At 73.1% G+C, this 15,345-nt stretch carries 11 protein-coding genes and 2 pseudogenes; 5 read left to right on the top strand and 8 right to left on the bottom strand.

The genetic code is table 11. The features are described 5' to 3' along the window. Nucleotides 1-5: 5 nt before the first annotated feature. The gene (gene cpaB, locus ACZ4VK_RS17250) at nt 6-713 is read right to left on the bottom strand and encodes a Flp pilus assembly protein CpaB (protein WP_468353012.1); all 708 of its coding nucleotides are present in this window, start codon (nt 711-713) and stop codon (nt 6-8) included. 327 nt (nt 714-1,040) lie between these two features. Further along, a pseudogene (locus tag ACZ4VK_RS17245) lies at nt 1,041-1,919 on the bottom strand (hypothetical protein); the annotation flags it as partial. 440 nt (nt 1,920-2,359) lie between these two features. Here ACZ4VK_RS17245 and ACZ4VK_RS17240 point away from each other — a divergent pair. Continuing rightward, nucleotides 2,360-4,087 carry a chitinase gene (locus ACZ4VK_RS17240; RefSeq protein WP_468353010.1) on the top strand — a complete coding sequence of 576 codons (1,728 nt, stop codon included), beginning with the start codon at nt 2,360-2,362 and terminating at the stop codon, nt 4,085-4,087. Nucleotides 4,088-4,148: 61 nt separating this feature from the next. On the opposite strand, the gene ACZ4VK_RS17235 is transcribed toward ACZ4VK_RS17240, so the two are convergent. Continuing rightward, a complete protein-coding gene (locus ACZ4VK_RS17235; protein ID WP_468353300.1) occupies nt 4,149-5,483 on the bottom strand; it encodes a serine/threonine-protein kinase in 1,335 nt (444 codons plus the stop codon). 172 nt (nt 5,484-5,655) lie between these two features. Between ACZ4VK_RS17235 and ACZ4VK_RS17230 the strand changes: the two genes are divergently transcribed. Both ACZ4VK_RS17230 and ACZ4VK_RS17225 read left to right on the top strand, forming a co-directional pair. Continuing rightward, nucleotides 5,656-7,023 carry a M14 family metallopeptidase gene (locus ACZ4VK_RS17230; protein ID WP_468353008.1) on the top strand — a complete coding sequence of 456 codons (1,368 nt, stop codon included), beginning with the start codon at nt 5,656-5,658 and terminating at the stop codon, nt 7,021-7,023. Between the two features lie 139 nt (nt 7,024-7,162). Next, nucleotides 7,163-7,810: pseudogene (locus ACZ4VK_RS17225) on the top strand (hypothetical protein); the annotation flags it as partial. Nucleotides 7,811-7,888: 78 nt separating this feature from the next. Here the strand turns inward: ACZ4VK_RS17225 and ACZ4VK_RS17220 are convergent. Genes ACZ4VK_RS17220 through ACZ4VK_RS17210 form a run of 3 tightly spaced genes read right to left on the bottom strand, consistent with a single transcriptional unit; the run spans nt 7,889 to nt 10,298 of the window. Beyond that, a complete protein-coding gene (locus ACZ4VK_RS17220; protein ID WP_468353006.1) occupies nt 7,889-8,302 on the bottom strand; it encodes a RidA family protein in 414 nt (137 codons plus the stop codon). Continuing rightward, nucleotides 8,299-9,060, bottom strand: a complete 762-nt coding sequence (locus tag ACZ4VK_RS17215; protein WP_468353004.1) for an IclR family transcriptional regulator — start codon at nt 9,058-9,060, stop codon at nt 8,299-8,301. The genes ACZ4VK_RS17220 and ACZ4VK_RS17215 overlap by 4 nt, the downstream gene beginning before the upstream one ends. After that, nucleotides 9,057-10,298, bottom strand: coding sequence for a sugar kinase (locus ACZ4VK_RS17210; RefSeq protein ID WP_468353002.1), 1,242 nt, complete (start codon nt 10,296-10,298; stop codon nt 9,057-9,059). Before ACZ4VK_RS17210 ends, ACZ4VK_RS17215 begins: the two co-directional genes overlap by 4 nt. A gap of 154 nt (nt 10,299-10,452) precedes the next feature. On the opposite strand from ACZ4VK_RS17210, the gene ACZ4VK_RS17205 reads away from it, so the two are divergent. Together ACZ4VK_RS17205 and ACZ4VK_RS17200 are read left to right on the top strand one after the other, a co-directional pair. Continuing rightward, the gene (locus ACZ4VK_RS17205) at nt 10,453-11,739 is read left to right on the top strand and encodes an alanine racemase (protein ID WP_468353000.1); all 1,287 of its coding nucleotides are present in this window, start codon (nt 10,453-10,455) and stop codon (nt 11,737-11,739) included. Between the two features lie 10 nt (nt 11,740-11,749). After that, complete coding sequence (locus ACZ4VK_RS17200; RefSeq protein ID WP_468352998.1) at nt 11,750-13,345, top strand: N-acyl-D-amino-acid deacylase family protein; 1,596 nt, start codon at nt 11,750-11,752, stop codon at nt 13,343-13,345. Between the two features lie 36 nt (nt 13,346-13,381). Here ACZ4VK_RS17200 and ACZ4VK_RS17195 read toward each other — a convergent pair whose 3' ends face one another. Next, nucleotides 13,382-13,807 (bottom strand): glutaredoxin domain-containing protein, encoded by a 426-nt coding sequence (locus tag ACZ4VK_RS17195; RefSeq protein WP_468352996.1) that lies wholly within the window; start codon nt 13,805-13,807, stop codon nt 13,382-13,384. A gap of 9 nt (nt 13,808-13,816) precedes the next feature. Further along, complete coding sequence (gene mptB / locus ACZ4VK_RS17190; protein WP_468352994.1) at nt 13,817-15,256, bottom strand: polyprenol phosphomannose-dependent alpha 1,6 mannosyltransferase MptB; 1,440 nt, start codon at nt 15,254-15,256, stop codon at nt 13,817-13,819. Nucleotides 15,257-15,345: the final 89 nt, after the last annotated feature.

The raw sequence follows: 15,345 nt of genomic DNA, 5'->3' as shown, positions 1-15,345 counted from the left end.
CGGCCTCACTTGTCCTTTTCGAGCGTGTACGTGCGGTCGCGCTGGTCGGCCGGGGCGCCGCCGGTGGTGGGGGCGACGAGGGCGAGGCGTACGTGCTCGGCGAAGGACTCGGCGTACGCGACGCGCTGGGTGTCGAGGGTGGAGAGCGCGAAGCTGATCGGGACGGCGTTGGAGGCGCGGCCCGAGCGGTCGTTGCTGTCGCTGATCGGGGTGAGCTTGCCGACGGAGAGGACGCGGGCGCCGGCCACGATCATCCGCGACTGGGAGGGGTCGTCCTTCTTCTCGCCCTCGAAGGTGGCGTAGATGTTGACGGTGGCGCCGGCGGTGATCTTCCCGGCGACGCCCGTGGCGGCGTCGATCATGATCGCGATCTCCTGCTGGCCCGGCTGGAGCTCGGGGCGTTCGACGATCATGTCGGTCTGGAGGAGGGAGCCGGAGCGGAGTTCGGTGACGGCGATCTTGCCATCGATCTGGCGGAGGTCGGTGACGGCGGTCTTCGAGAGCCACCGCTCGGGCATCGAGATCTTCTCGAACTGGCTGGCCCTCAGGGGCTCGTAGGGGGCCACCTTGCCCTTGACCCGGTACGCGGTGGTCTCCGGGCCGACCTTGGAGTTCACGTCGCTGATGACGGCGAGCACGCCGGCGAAGGCCCCGAGGGCGCAGAGGACGGACAGCAGCAGCAGGATGACGCCGCGGCGCTGGCGGGAGTTCATTTCCGTACTACCTCGATCGGAGACATGGGTCCGGGCGGACGGGAGCAGTCGGACGTGCGGGGGCGGTCGGATGCGCGGAGGCGGTCGGGGGCGGGCGCCGGGAGTGGCACGGGGTGAGGTTCACGGCAGGGCGCGGACGGCTTGGGTGCCGGAGGTCTGCCCGGCGGGACCGGGAACCGGGCCGAGGGCCGGGCCGGGAACCGAGCCGGGAGCCGGACCGGAGGCCGGGCCGAGAGCGCGGGCGTCGGGGTGCCCTCCGGCTCCCAGGCTGCGGGTGGCGCCCAGTGCGTGGGCGCCGGTGGGCCCGCCGGTTCCGAGGGCGCGCGTGCCACCGGCGTGTCCCCCGGTTCCGGCGGTACGGGCGGCCTGGCCCCCCGCCGCCCCCACCGTCAGCGGCGCCGCGCAGAAGCCGCAGCGGTCGCCGATGAGTTCCATCGCGCACCAGTGGCAGGTCTCGCGCCGTACGGAGGAGACGAGCTGGTAGAGGACCGGCAGGTCGGGCAGGTACGCGGCGAACTCGACGAGTTTGCCGGTGCCCCACCAGCCGGGTGAGGTCTCGGGCAGCGGGGTCTCCTGGGCCGCGCCCTGGATCCGCCAGCGGGGCACGAGGGTGGTGGCGGGCCAGTCGGTCTGGAGCTGGCCCCGGGCGAGGAGGAGTTCGGTGGTGAACTCCGGTCCCGCGAGGGGCGTCTCACCGTTGCCGACGCGGGTGATCTGGGGCGTCGGTCCCGCGAGTACGGCGAAGTGGGCGCCGGGCAGCCAGCCCTTGAGGTGGGAGCGGAGGCTGACGGGGACGCGGTCGAGCCGGGAGACGGAGCCGAGGACGGCGCCGGCGTAGATGTAGTGGGCGAGGAGCCGGGCGGCGGTGGCGAGGACGCCGGGGCTGAGGTCGCAGCCCGCCAGCTGCCGAAGCTGCCGGACGAGTACGGCCGCGCCGAGGGGCGGCAGGTCGGTGCGGACCAGGGCGATCCGGTCGCTTTCGAGCAGGGAGCGGACGGCGTGCAGCCGGTTCTCGACGGCGGCGGGGGCGGAGGTGGGGCAGACGACGACCACGTGCCCGAAGCGGGCGAGGAGCTGCTGCATGTCGGCGATCGACGCGTCGAGCGCCTGTGTGTCCGGGGCCGGGAGGACGGCGGCGTGCGGGGTTCCGGGGTCGGTCGGCGGCAGCACCAGGTCGGCGCTGGTGACCGCGATCGCTGTCGGCACGTCGGACCCCCCGTCCCCTCCGGCCCCCGCGCTCCCGGGAGGCCGCGGATCACTTACCGCGTTCACGGCGTCACCGCAGGGTGCCGCCGTCTCTGCACCCTATCCACGTCCCCCGGGGTGGTGAACACACAATCCGCCAAGCTGTCCCGCTTTCTTCGGCCGCGAGCCCCGCCCCTGCGAGCCCCGCCCCTGCGGGCCCGTCGCACCCCTTCCGAACAGCGGCTCCTGCCGGAGACCTTGACAACGCGATTGGTCTGGACCAGCTTGTTCCGACAACGGCGGCCACCGTCCGCACCCCGTACAGCCGCGCAACCCCCGTACGCCCCCGCACCCCCGTACGCCCCCGCACCCCCGTACAGCCCGCGCACCCCCGTACGAACCCCTCCGTACGACGAAGACGACGTACGGCACCTCCACATCCCCAACTCCCCCACCGGAGGATGCACGTGGACCGCACCACCACCCGCCGTGAGGCCGCCCCGCACGGACGCCGCTGGCTCGGCGGCGCCCTCGCGCTCGCCGTCGGCTCCGGGCTCGTCGTCGTCGGCGGAGCCGGCACCGCGCAGGCGGCGGACGTCAACGTCGCCAAGAACGCCGGCTTCGAGAGCGGCCTCGCCAACTGGTCCTGTTCCGCGGGGAGCGGCGCCGCCGTCTCCTCCCCGGTCCGCACCGGGGCCGGCGCCCTCAGGGCCACCCCGGCCGGGCTCGACAACGCCAGGTGCGTGCAGACCGTCGCCGTGAAGCCCAACTCGACGTACACGCTGAGCGCCTGGGTCCAGGGCGGCTACGCCTACCTCGGCGCGAGCGGCACCGGCACCACCGACGTCTCCACCTGGACGCCCGACAGCGCCGTGTGGAAGCAGCTCACGACGACCTTCACCACCGGATCGAGCACGACCTCCGTCCAGATCTACACCCACGGCTGGTACGGGACCTCCCCGTACTCCGTCGACGACGTCAGCGTCTTCGGTCCCGACGGGGGCGGCGGCCAGGACCCCGACCCGGTCGTCCCGGCCACCCCGGCCGGCCTGACCGCCGGCACGGTCACCTCGTCCTCCGTCGCCCTGAGCTGGGGCGCGGTCTCCGGCGCCACCGGTTACAAGGTGTACCGGGACGGAGCCAACCCGCAGACCGTCAGCGGTACGTCGACGACCGTCACCGGGCTCACCGCCGACACCGCGTACCAGTTCCAGGTCGCCGCCACGAACGCCGCGGGCGAGTCCGCGAAGTCCAGCGCCGTGTCGGCGCGCACCGCCAAGGTCACGGAGCCGGGCCCCGGCCCCGCCGTGCCCAAGCACGCACTGACCGGCTACTGGCAGAACTTCAACAACGGTGCCGCGGTCCAGAAGCTGCGGGACGTGCAGTCGCAGTACGACATCATCGCGGTCTCCTTCGCCGACTCGACGGCCACGCCCGGCCAGATCGTCTTCAACCTCGACCCGGCCGTCGGCTACGCCTCGGTCGCCGACTTCAAGGCCGACATCGCCGCGAAGAAGGCGGCCGGCAAGTCCGTGATCATCTCGGTCGGCGGCGAGAAGGGGAACGTCACGATCAACAGTGACGCCTCCGCCACGGCCTTCGCCAACAGCGCGTACGCCCTCATGCAGGAGTACGGCTTCAACGGCGTCGACATCGACCTCGAACACGGCATCAACTCCACCTACCTGACCAAGGCGCTCCGCCAGCTCTCCGCCAAGGCGGGCTCCTCCATGGTCCTGACGATGGCCCCGCAGACCATCGACATGCAGAACACCGGCACGGAGTACTTCAAGACCGCGCTCGCCGTGAAGGACATCCTCACGGTGGTCAACATGCAGTACTACAACAGCGGTTCGATGCTCGGCTGCGACGGCAAGGTGTACAGCCAGGGCTCGGTGGACTTCCTCACCGCGCTCGCCTGCATCCAGCTCCAGGGCGGCCTGGCCCCGTCCCAGGTCGGCCTGGGCGTCCCGGCCTCCACCCGGGGCGCGGGCAGCGGCTATGTCGACCCGCAGATCGTCAAGAACGCGCTCGACTGCCTGACCAGGGGCACCGGCTGCGGCACCTTCAAGCCCGCCCAGACCTGGCCGTCGCTGCGCGGCGCCATGACCTGGTCGACCAACTGGGACGCGACGGCCGGCAACGCCTGGTCGAACGCGGTGGGCCCGCACGTGCACAACCTGCCGTAGCGGGTACGCGAGTGACAGCGCAGCGCCGTCGGTTCTGACCCGGCGGCGCTGCGCCGTTCCGTCACAGGGGCAGGTACCGCGCGAGCACCGGGTCGAGGCCCTGGATCCACTCGTCGACGCGGGCGGCACGTCGGCCGTCGACCTCGCAGTCGTAGACCGAACCGTCGTACAGGTGGACGGCGACCCGCAGCGCCCGTCCGCGCCGGAGACGCTCGTACCGTACGGCCCCGATCTCGGCCCAGACGAAGTCGGCCTCCTCGCCGTAGAAGTGCAGGGACACCCCGCTCGCGTCGACGGCCACGCCGGAGTTCCGGTCGGCGGCGACGAAGTCCGGCGCGGGCAGCGGTGGCACGGAGGGCTGCGGCGGTACGACGAGGGTGGCGGGGTGGGGTACGACGAAGGGGACGGCGTCCTGGACGTCGGCCGTACGCGTCGGCAGCGCGTGAGGAGGCAGGGGAACGGCGTCGGCGGGCGTGGCCGGAGCCCCGGAGGCCGGCCCTGGCACGGGCTCCGCGGTCGGTACGGGTTCCCAGGTCGGTACGGGTTCCCCGGTCGGCGCGGGTTCCCCGGTCGGCGCAGGGTCACGGGTCGGCGCGGGCTCCTGCGGAGGCGCGGACACAGACACGGCCCCGCCCCCGACCGCCGCTCCGGGCCCGGCTCCCGGTCCCGGTCCCGGTCCCGCTCCCAGCTCGTCCAGGATCTCCTCCGGCGTGGGCCGTTCGGCCGGGTCCTTCGCGAGGCAGCGGCCCACGAGTCCGCGCAGCGCCTCCGGTACGGAGGTGAGGTCCGGGGCCTCGTGCACCGCGCGGTACATGAGGCCCATCGGCGTACCGTCACCGAAGGGCCGTCCGCCCGCCGCGGCGACGAGCACGGCGCCCAGGGCGAAGACGTCGGCGGCGCCGGTGACCTCCTCGCCGAGGGCCTGTTCGGGTGCGAGGTAGCCGGGGGTGCCGAAGGCCGATCCGGTGGCCGTCAGCCGGGTCGACTCGACCGCGCGGGCGATGCCGAAGTCGAGGACGCGCGGCCCGTCGGGGGCCATGACGATGTTGCCGGGCTTGAGGTCGCGGTGGACGAGCCCGCAGGCGTGGATGGCCTCAAGTGCCTCGGCGAGCGCGGCTCCGAGCGAGCGCAGCCGTTCCTCGCCCATGGGGCCGTCGGCGGTGACGAGCGCGGAGAGGGTGGGGCCGGGGATGTAGGCGGTGGCGAGCCAGGGCGCCTCGGCGTCGGGGTCGGCGTCGACGACCTGCGCGGTGTGGAATCCGCCGACCTGCCGGGCGGCGGCGACCTCGGCGCGGAAGCGCGCGCGGAAGGAGGGGTCGGCGGCGAGTTCCGGCCGGGCGACCTTGACGGCGACGGCGCGCCCGCCGCGCGACCGGGCCAGATAGACGGTGCCCATGCCGCCTTCGCCTAGCTTGTGTTCGATGACGTATCTGCCGATGAGGTTCCCCACGCGGGACAGTATGGCCGAACTCCGCGTCTTGACCGGTCCATGACATAGCCCCACCATGTGCCCTGGACACCCGCACCAGTTTGTCGCACACCCCCACACTCCCCACCCAGGAGACGACATGCGACGTCCCACCCGCGGCAGAAGGTCCGCCACCCTCGCGGCCCTCGTGGCGCTCGCCCTCGCGGCGCCCCTCTCCGCCCTCACCACGCCCGCCGGGGCCGACCCGGCGCCGATCGCCGCCCGTATCGCCGCCGGCGCCGAGGAGGTGATCCGGCAGTACGAGATCGCCGGACCGTCCACCCCGGCCGCCCGCACCGCGCTCATGGCCACCGGCGTCTCGATCGACGAGGTCGACGCCCGTTCGGTCGTCGTCAGCGCCAACACCGAACAGCTCAGGAACCTCAAGGCGCTCGGCTACAAGCCGGTCGCCCTCCCGGGTCCGCCGAACCGGAACACCGCGGAGGAGGACGCCCACGACCACGCCGTCGGCCCGCTCGACTTCCCCTCGTCCGACGCGAGGTACCACAACTACGCGGAGATGAACGCGGAGATCGACCAGCGCCTGGCCGCGTACCCGTCCCTCATGCGCAAGCAGGTGATCGGGAAGTCGTACCAGGGCCGGGACATCGTCGCCATCAAGATCAGCGACAACGTCGCCACCGACGAGAACGAGCCCGAGGTCCTCTTCACCCACCACCAGCACGCCCGCGAGCACCTCACCGTCGAGATGGCGCTCTATCTGCTGCGCGAACTCGGCGCGGGCTACGGCACGGACTCCCGGGTCACGAACGCCGTGAACGGGCGCGAGATCTGGATCATCCCGGACCTCAACCCGGACGGCGGCGAGTACGACATCGCCAGCGGCTCCTACCGCAGCTGGCGCAAGAACCGGCAGCCCAACTCCGGCTCCTCGTACATCGGCACCGACATGAACCGGAACTGGAACTACAAGTGGGGCTGCTGCGGCGGCTCCTCCGGCTCCAAGAGCTCCGAGACGTACCGGGGCGCGGCCCCCGAGTCCGCCCCCGAGGTGAAGGTCGTCGCCGACTTCGTCCGCTCCCGGGTGGTCGGCGGGAAGCAGCAGATCACCGCGGCCATCGACTTCCACACGTACAGCGAGCTGGTGCTCTGGCCGTTCGGCTGGACGACGGCGAACACCGCCCCGGGCATGACGCAGGACGACCGGGACGCCTTCGCGACCGTCGGCGGCAAGATGGCGGCGAGCAACGGCTACACGGCCGAGCAGTCCAGCGACCTCTACATCACGGACGGCTCGATCGACGACTATCTGTGGGGCGTCCACAAGATCTTCGGCTACACCTTCGAGATGTACCCGGCGTCGTCCTCGGGCGGCGGCTTCTACCCGCCCGACGAGGTCATCGAACGCGAGACGAGCCGCAACCGCGACGCCGTCCTCCAGCTCCTGGAGAACGCGGACTGCATGTACCGATCGATCGGCAAGCAGGCGCAGTACTGCGCGTCCTGACCCGATGAACGGACCGGGGCCGGCGGGGAGAACCGCCGGCCCCGGCTTCGGTGGAGGCGTACGACCTCCGACCCCAATGGCCCGCCCTGGCAGTCCTGTTGAAACCGGATCGGCGTCCACCGTGGTGCTGTAGGTTCTCGCCAAGGCCAGTGCTCTCTCCGCGGCTGCCGGGATACCCGGCTTCATCGCCCTTCCGGCCACCGTGCCCGCCGATATGGCCCAGTACTTCGGTCACATGCTGCGCATCGCGCAGAAGCTCGCCTATCTCTACAGCTGGCCCGATCTCTTCTCCAGTGACAGCGACGGCGTCGACGACGCGACCAAGGGCGTCCTCACGCTCTTCTTCGGCGTGATGTTCGGCACCCAGTCAGCGAACGCCGCTGTGGGGCAGATCGCGGGGATGATGTCGAAGGAGGTCGCCAAGAAGCTGCCTCAGAAGGCACTCACCCAGGGCGTCGTCTATCCGATCGTCAAGAAGGTCGCGGGCTACCTCGGCGTTCAGATGACCAAGCAGACCTTCGCGAAGACCGTGTCGAAGGCCATCCCCGTCGTCGGGGCGGTGGTTTCCGGCGGGCTCACTTTCGCGACCTACCGCCCCATGGCGAAAAGACTGAAGAACCATCTCGCCGGCTTGGAGCTGACGAACCCGGCGCACCGAGGGGCAGACACCGAATTCGTGGACGCCGAATTCGTGGACGTGGATTTCGTGGACGTGGATTTCGTGGACGTGGATTTCGTCGAGGTTGACGACTCCACCGCGGACCGCACCGAGCCCGCCTCGACCTGACCGGCACGCCGGCCGTGATCCGGCGGGCCGAGCGGGCCACACCCCGGCAGGTGCGGCCCGCTCGGTCGTGCGCGCGGCTCAGCCGAGGACGGCGAGCGCGTCGATCTCGATCAGGAGCCCGGCCGGGAGGCCGACGTAGACGGTCGTACGGGCCGAGGCGGGGGCCTTGAGGTTCTGGTCCTCGAAGTACTCGTTGTAGAGCGCGTTCATCTCGGCGAAGTGGTCCACGTCCGTGAGGTAGACGCGCATCATCATGACGTCGTCCCAGCTCGCGCCGCCCTCCTCCAGGATCGCCTTGACGTTGGCGAACGTCTGCAGGGTCTGCTCGCGCAGGGTCGGGCCCGCGACCGTCGGCGCCCGGCCCTCGGCGGCGGGCAGGAAGCCGACCTGGCCGGCGACCTGGAGGATGTTGCCCTTCTTCACGCCGTGCGAGAACTTCGCGGGCGGGGCGGTGTGGGTCGCGGGGGTGAGGGCGATCTTCTCGACGGTCATGCGGTCTCTTTCCTGGGGGCGTTGCCGGAGTACTCGCGGCTGATGGCGTCCGCGGTGTCGCGCACCTGCGGGAGGAGGGTGAGGAGTTCCTCGGCGGTGACGACGACATTGGGCGCCGAGACCGACATGGCGGCGACGACGCGCCCGTCGGCGCCGCGGATGGGCGCGCCGACGCAGTTGATGGACTCCTCGTGGCCGCCGAGGTCGGTGGCCCAGCCCTGTTCGCGTACGGTCGCCAGCTCCTTGAGGAAGGCGGCGGCGTTCGGCGTCGAACGGGGGGTGTACGGCGGGTAGTCGAGCTTCGCGGCGACGGCGCGCCGCTCGGGCTCGGGCAGATCGGCGAGGAGCAGCTTGGCGACGGCGGCGACGGTGATCGCGACGGGCTTGCCGATGCGCGAGTACATGCGGACCGGGTAGCGGCTCTCGACCTTGTCGATGTAGAGGACCTCGCCGTCCTCGTACACGGCGAGGTGGACGGTGTGTCCGATCCGCTCGTTGAGGGCCGCCAGGTAGGGGTGGGCGATCTCGCGGATGTCGAGGTTCTCGACGGCCTCCTGCGCGAGGGCGAAGAGCCGGGCACCGAGGCGGTAGCGCTGGTCCTGCTGCCGGTGGACGAGGCCGTGCTCGTGGAGCGTGCGCAGCAGGCGCAGGGCCGTGGACTTGTGGACGCCGAGCCGCTCGGCGACCTGCCCGAGGTCGGCGGGGCCCTGGGCGAGCAGCGGCAGGATGCTGAGCGCCCGGTCGACGGTCTGGCTCATGGCGTACGTACCTCCTGGTCGTCCCCCGTCCGGTCGGGGCCCTGGTGGCCCCCCGTCCAGCCGGGGCCGAGGTGAAGTGTGCCCCAGGCGGCCTCGTCGAGCGCGGCCAGCCGGTCGGCGTGGTCGCGGCGGGGTGGCGTGGCGAGGTCGCCGGGGACGGTGAGGGCGGCGGCGGCCATGAGGTGCCCGTGCCGGAGCCGGGCCCGTGCGTCAAGGCCGCGGAGGGTCGCGGAGAGGAACCCGGCGGCGAAGGCGTCGCCGGCGCCGACGGGGGCGATGACGTCGACGCGGGGGGCGGGGACGGAGGTGCGGGTGTCGGATGCGGAGGCCCGGGTGTCGGATGCAGAGGTCCGGGTGTCGGATGCGGGGCCGCTGCGCGGGGCCGTTCCCCACCCCGCCCCTTCCCGCACCGGGGGCTCCGCCACCGGGCCCCCGCGCCTCGATCGCCGGCGGGGCTGAGTTTCAGCCCGCCCGGCATGTGCGGGCACGGCCGCAAGCCGTACGGAGAAAGCCCCGCCGCGCTCGAACACCACCGCCCCCTCCCCACCCTGCTTCACCACCAGCACCGCAGGCCCCGGCAGCACCGCCCGGATCGCGGCCGGATCCGCGGCCCCCCACAGCACCTCCGCCTCGTCCGCCCCCACGAAGACCAGGTCAGCTCCACAGGCGAGTTCGAGCAGCACCTCCGCGGCGGCGCCCTCGCGCCACAGCCCCGGCCGGTGGTTGACGTCGAACGACACGAGCGGTCGCCCGGGGCGGGGCGCGGTGAGCTCCCGCATCAGGGCCAGGCAGTCCGCGGACAGCGCCGCCGTGATCCCGGTGACGTGCAGGATCCGCGCGTCGGCGACGGAGACGTACGGGACGGTGGCCGGCGACATGGCCGAGGCGGCCGACCCCGCCCGGTAGTAGGCGACCTCGTGGGCGTCGGTGGCCCGGTCCGCGTCGGTGCGGAAGTAGACGCCGGTCGGCCGGTGCGGGTCGCGGGCGACGGCGCCGACGTCGACGCCGTACGCGCCGATCGTCTCCACCAGGTGGTCGCCGAAGCCGTCCCGGCCGACGCGGCCGACCCAGCGCACGCGGTGTCCTGCGGCGGCGAGCGCGCAGGCGACGTTGGACTCGGCGCCGCCGATGGCACGGGTGAAGGAGGGGACGTCGGCGAGGCGGCCCGGGCGGGCGGGAAGGAAGGTGACCATGGACTCGCCGAGGCACACGACGTCGGGGGGCGCGTCTGCGCTCACTCTCGTGCTCCCTGCGGCTCGACTCGTACGGTCCCAGGACCCGGTCCGGCGTGTTCGGGTCCATTGACCCGGCCTCGGCCCGGATGTTAGACAGCCATGAGCAATATGCGCAACGAGTGTTGCACATTCTGCAACACGCAGATGAGGAGGCCTCATGCCCGACCCGGCGAACGAGACGCCCGACCTGGCGAACGAGCGCGTCGACCACCGCTTCAAGGCCCTGCCCCCCGACGCGGACGGCCTGACCGTCGGCGAGCTCTCCGCCCAGCGGCGCAACCTCTTCACCGGCGGCTACACCACCCCGGTGCTCGCCCTCTCCGCCGAGTCCGTCGAGCACAACCTGCGCCTCCTGGAGACCTACGCCGAGCGCCACGGCCTCGCCTTCGCCCCGCACGGCAAGACCTCCATGGCCCCGCAGCTCTTCGAGCGGCAGCTGGCGCACGGCGCGTGGGGCATCACCGCCGCCGTGCCCCACCAGGCCCGGGTCTACCGCGCGCACGGCATCGCCAGGATCTTCCTCGCCAACGAGGTCGTCGACGCCGCCGCCCTGCGCTGGCTCGCCGCCGAGCTCGACGCCGACCCGGACTTCCGGGTCGTCTGCTACGTCGACTCCGTGCGGGGCGCCGAGCTGATGGACGAGGCCCTGCGCGCGGCGGGCGCGACCCGTCCCGTGGACGTCGTCGTCGAGCTGGCGGCCGGGGCGGCCGGGCGTACGGGCGTACGGACCGATGCGGAGTGCGCGGCCGTCGCCGACGCGGTCGCCGCCGTCCCCACGCTGCGGCTCGTCGGTGTCGCCGGGTACGAGGGCACGATGCCCGGGGCCGATGCCGACCGGGTACGGGAGTGGCTGCACCGGCTCGTCGGGCTCGCGGCCGACTTCGACAAGGCCGGCCGCTTCGACCCGGCCATCGGCGAGATCGTGGTGAGCGCGGGCGGCAGCGAGTGGTTCGACGCGGTCGCCGACGTCTTCGAGGGCATCCCCGAACTCTCCCTGCCCGTCCTGAAGTTGCTGCGCTCCGGCGCGTACGTCTCACACGACGACGGCCAGTACCGCGAGAGGACCCCCTTCAACCGGATCCCCGAGGAGGGCGCGCTGCAGCCCGCGTTCCGGCTCTGGTCGCAGGTCGTCTCCCGCCCCACGGCCGGGCAGGCCTTCACCAACGCGGGCAAGCGGGACGCCGCCCACGACCTCCACCTCCCCGAGGCGCAGGTGGTCCGTGACGCCCGCACGGGTGAGATCCGTGCCGCCGAGGGCATCACCGTCACGGGGCTCTCCGACCAGCACGCCTGGCTCGCCACGGAACCCGGGGCGGACCTGGAGGTCGGCGACTGGGTCGGGATGGGCCTGTCCCACCCCTGCACCTCCTTCGACAAGTGGCAGCTCATCCCGCTGGTCGAGGCGGACGGCACGGTCGTCGACCACATCCGCACCTTCTTCTAGGAGCAGGACCATGGACCTGGTCTTCCGTGACGCGGAGGTCGTCGACGGCACCGGCGGTCCGTCCTACCGCGCCGACGTGGCGATCGAGGGCGGCCGGATCGCCGCGATCGTCCAGGAGGCCGCGGCGGCCGGCTGCCAGCGCCCCACCGCCCGGCGCGTCGTGGACGCCGAGGGCCTCGCGCTCTCGCCCGGTTTCATCGACATGCACGCCCACAGCGACCTCGCGCTGCTCCGCGACCCGGACCACAGCGCGAAGGCCGCGCAGGGCGTGACCCTCGAAGTCCTGGGCCAGGACGGTCTGTCGTACGCGCCGGTCGACGACCGGACGCTCGGTGAGGTGCGCAGGGCGATCACCGGCTGGAACGGGTACGGCGACGACACCGACTTCGACTGGCGCACGGTCGGCGAGTACCTCGACCGCCTCGACCGGGCCCACGACGGCCGGGGCATCGCCGTCAACGCCGCCTATCTGGTCCCCCAGGGCACGGTCCGCATGCACGCCGTCGGCTGGGAGGACCGCCCCGCGACCGGGGCCGAGCTCGACCGGATGCGGCGGCTCGTCGCCGAGGGCCTGGAGCAGGGCGCGGTCGGCATGTCCTCCGGCCTGACGTACACCCCCGGGATGTACGCGCCGGACGCCGAGCTCACCGAGCTGTGCCGGGTGGTGGCGGAGTACGGCGGCTACTACTGCCCGCACCACCGTTCGTACGGGGCGGGAGCCCTCGAGGCGTACGAGGAGATGGTGCGGCTCACCCGGGACGCGGGCTGCGCCCTCCATCTCGCCCACGCCACCATGAACTTCGGCGTGAACGAGGGCAGGGCCCCTGAGCTCCTCGCCCTCCTCGACGAGGCCCTGGACGCGGGCGCGGACATCAGCCTCGACACCTACCCGTACACGCCCGGCTGTACGACGCTCGTGGCCGTGCTGCCGAGCTGGGCGGGCGAGGGCGGCCCGGAGGCGGTGCTCGCGCGGCTCCGGGACGGCGCGACGGCCGAGCGCATCCGCCACGACCTCGAAGTCGTCGGCTCGGACGGCTGTCACGGGGTGCCGGTCGAGTGGGACACGATCGAGGTCTCGGGGGTGTCGGATCCGGCGCTCGCGGGGTTCGTGGGCCGCCGCGTGGACGGCTGGGACACGGCCCGCCGGCTCCTCCTGGAGGACCGACTCGGGACCACGATCCTGCAGCACGTGGGCCACGAGGAGAACGTGCGGGCGATCATGCGGCACCGGGTGCACACGGGCGGTTCGGACGGCATCCTCCAGGGCATGAAGCCGCACCCGCGCGCGTACGGGACTTTTCCGCGCTTTCTCGGCCGGTACGCGCGCGAGCTCGGCGTCCTCTCCCTGGAGGAGTGCGTCGCCCACCTCACCTCACGCCCCGCGGCCCGCCTCCGCCTCCCGGACCGGGGCCGGATCCGTGAGGGCTTCGTGGCGGACCTGGTCCTCTTCGACCCGGAGACGGTGGCGGCGGGCTCGACGTACGCCGCCCCGCGCACCCTCCCGGTGGGCATCCCCCACGTCCTGATCGACGGACGGTTCGTGATCGAGGACGGGCGACGGACGGACGCCCTCGCGGGCCGCGCGATCCGCCGGACGCCCGTCTAGGGGGTGTCTTGCCCGGCCTGATCGGCAAGACATCCCCTAGAGCTGTTCCCTCACCCAGGCCGGGTCCGGGTTGACGTGGGCGCGGCCGTCCACGACGACCGTGGGTACGGTCTCGTCGCCGCCCGTGGCCGCCCGCACCGCCGCCGCGGCCTCCGGGTCGCGCCAGATGTCGACCCAGTGCGCACGGCGGGCGCGGACGCCGAGACGCAGACGAAGACGGAGGCAGTACGTGCAGCCCGGCCGCCAGTAGACGACCGGGCGGCCGTCGGCGGCGGCGCGGCGGCGGGCCTCGGCCGCCCCGGTCGACCTCGGGAAGGCGAGGGGCGAGGTGGCGGTCGCGAGCAGCCCGAACAGCAGGAAGAGGGCCACGGCCGTGCCGGGTCTCCCCCCGACGGCCTGTCGCGTCGCGAGAAGGACACCGCAGAGCAGCGTCAGCACCGGCAGGGTCCAAGCACGCGTCATGGCCGGAGGCTATCGGGCCTGGGCGCTCTCCGGGGACGGGGACGAGTGCCCCCCGGTGGGCAGGGCGCCGGGCCACGGGTCCCGCCGGAGCCACACCAGGCCGAGCGCGAGCACGCCGCCCGCCAGCACGAACCCGTACCAGGGGGTGTGCCCAGAGGGAGCCGTCTCGTACACGAGGGCCGCCGAGAGGACGGCGAGGACCTGCCCCGCCCGTCCGCGCCAGGCGACCGCCGCGACGACGGCCGTCCCCCACAGCAGGTACCAGGGCTGCACCATCGGCGACAGGACGACGAGCGCCACCAGGGACAGGCCGAGCCCGAGGACCGGGTCGATCCGGCCCCGCCAGGCGCGCCACGCGAGCGCGGCGATGATCGCGGCGGCGGCGAGCAGGCCCAGCGTCTGCACGGCGCCCTTGACCGGGTCGGGGTCATCGGCGAGGAGCGTGCCGAGGGCGAGTCCGAGGTCGCTGGTGAGGGAGAGCGGGGTGTGGATGGCCCCGGCGACGCTCTGGGTCCCGAGCCAGCCGAAGCCGGTCCCGGCCGCGAGGCTCGCCCCGGCGGCCACGGCGCCCGCGACGGCCCCGGGCAGGACGAGGCCCTTGACCAGGCCCCGTACGCCCCCGTCGCGGCGCGCGACCATCACGCCGATGAACAGGAGTGCGACCGCCGCCGGCGACTTGATCATCACGGCGAGGCCGACCAGGACGCAGCCGAGCACCCACCGCCCTCGTGTGGTGAGCAGGACGCCGCCGAGCACGAGGCCGATCATCAGGCCGTCGTTGTGCACGCCGCCGACGACGTGGATCAGGAGGAGCGGATTGAGGGCGGCCAGCCACAGCGCGCCGCTCCGGCCGCCGGGGCCGCCGCCGAGTCCGCGTACGGCCCAGACGATCAGGGCGAGGGCGCCGAGCGCGATCAGGCGCGTCCCGAGGACGGCGGGCACGATCGCCCCGCCGGTCACCTTCACCACCGCCGCGGCGAGGAGCAGGAAGACGGGTCCGTACGGCGCCGGGGTGTCCGTCCAGTTCCCGCCGACGCTCGCCGCCGCGTCCGCCCCGAGCTCGTCGGGGCCGAGGAGGGAGGGCCCGCCGCCGTACACGTCGTGTCCTTCGAGGACCATCGCGCCCTGCGCGATGTAGCTGTACACGTCGGCGCTGTGCAGGGGCGGGGCGAGGAGCAGCGGCGCGGTCCAGCAGGCGAGGGTGGCGAGGACGCCGTCCCGCTGTCCCCGGGCGAGGAGGACGCCGTACCGCCACCAGGCGGCGACGAGCAGGGTCAGACCGAGGTACGCGAGGAGGGCGCCGGCGACGGTGAGCGCGGAGCCGCGCGGTTCCCAGAGCCCCCAGCCGCCGCGCACGGGCAGCGTCCCGGCGGCCCACCCGCCGACGGCGACGCCGAGGGACCCGCCCGCACCCAGCCACCGGCATCCGGAGGCACTGAAAACCCACATGACGGGCCAACCTATCCCGCCGGACCCGAGACCCCCACTCCACCGACGGGGCCACGCGCCCGGCCGGGCGGGGCCGATCAGCGATCCGG

It is taken from the genome of Streptomyces sp. NPDC028711, assembly GCF_055565415.1.
Note: the sequence above shows the minus strand (reverse complement) of the source record. Positions and strands in the feature narration are given on the sequence as shown.

Excerpts from the sequence above, each read along its gene's own strand:
- cpaB (WP_468353012.1), bottom strand. The coding sequence starts at position 713 with ATGAACTCCCGCCAGCGCCGCGGCGTCATCCTGCTGCTGCTGTCCGTC.
- ACZ4VK_RS17240 (WP_468353010.1), top strand. The coding sequence starts at position 2,360 with ATGCACGTGGACCGCACCACCACCCGCCGTGAGGCCGCCCCGCACGGA.
- ACZ4VK_RS17235 (WP_468353300.1), bottom strand. The coding sequence starts at position 5,483 with ATGGGCACCGTCTATCTGGCCCGGTCGCGCGGCGGGCGCGCCGTCGCC.
- ACZ4VK_RS17230 (WP_468353008.1), top strand. The coding sequence starts at position 5,656 with ATGCGACGTCCCACCCGCGGCAGAAGGTCCGCCACCCTCGCGGCCCTC.
- ACZ4VK_RS17220 (WP_468353006.1), bottom strand. The coding sequence starts at position 8,302 with ATGACCGTCGAGAAGATCGCCCTCACCCCCGCGACCCACACCGCCCCG.
- ACZ4VK_RS17215 (WP_468353004.1), bottom strand. The coding sequence starts at position 9,060 with ATGAGCCAGACCGTCGACCGGGCGCTCAGCATCCTGCCGCTGCTCGCC.
- ACZ4VK_RS17205 (WP_468353000.1), top strand. The coding sequence starts at position 10,453 with ATGCCCGACCCGGCGAACGAGACGCCCGACCTGGCGAACGAGCGCGTC.
- ACZ4VK_RS17200 (WP_468352998.1), top strand. The coding sequence starts at position 11,750 with ATGGACCTGGTCTTCCGTGACGCGGAGGTCGTCGACGGCACCGGCGGT.
- ACZ4VK_RS17195 (WP_468352996.1), bottom strand. The coding sequence starts at position 13,807 with ATGACGCGTGCTTGGACCCTGCCGGTGCTGACGCTGCTCTGCGGTGTC.
- mptB (WP_468352994.1), bottom strand. The coding sequence starts at position 15,256 with ATGTGGGTTTTCAGTGCCTCCGGATGCCGGTGGCTGGGTGCGGGCGGG.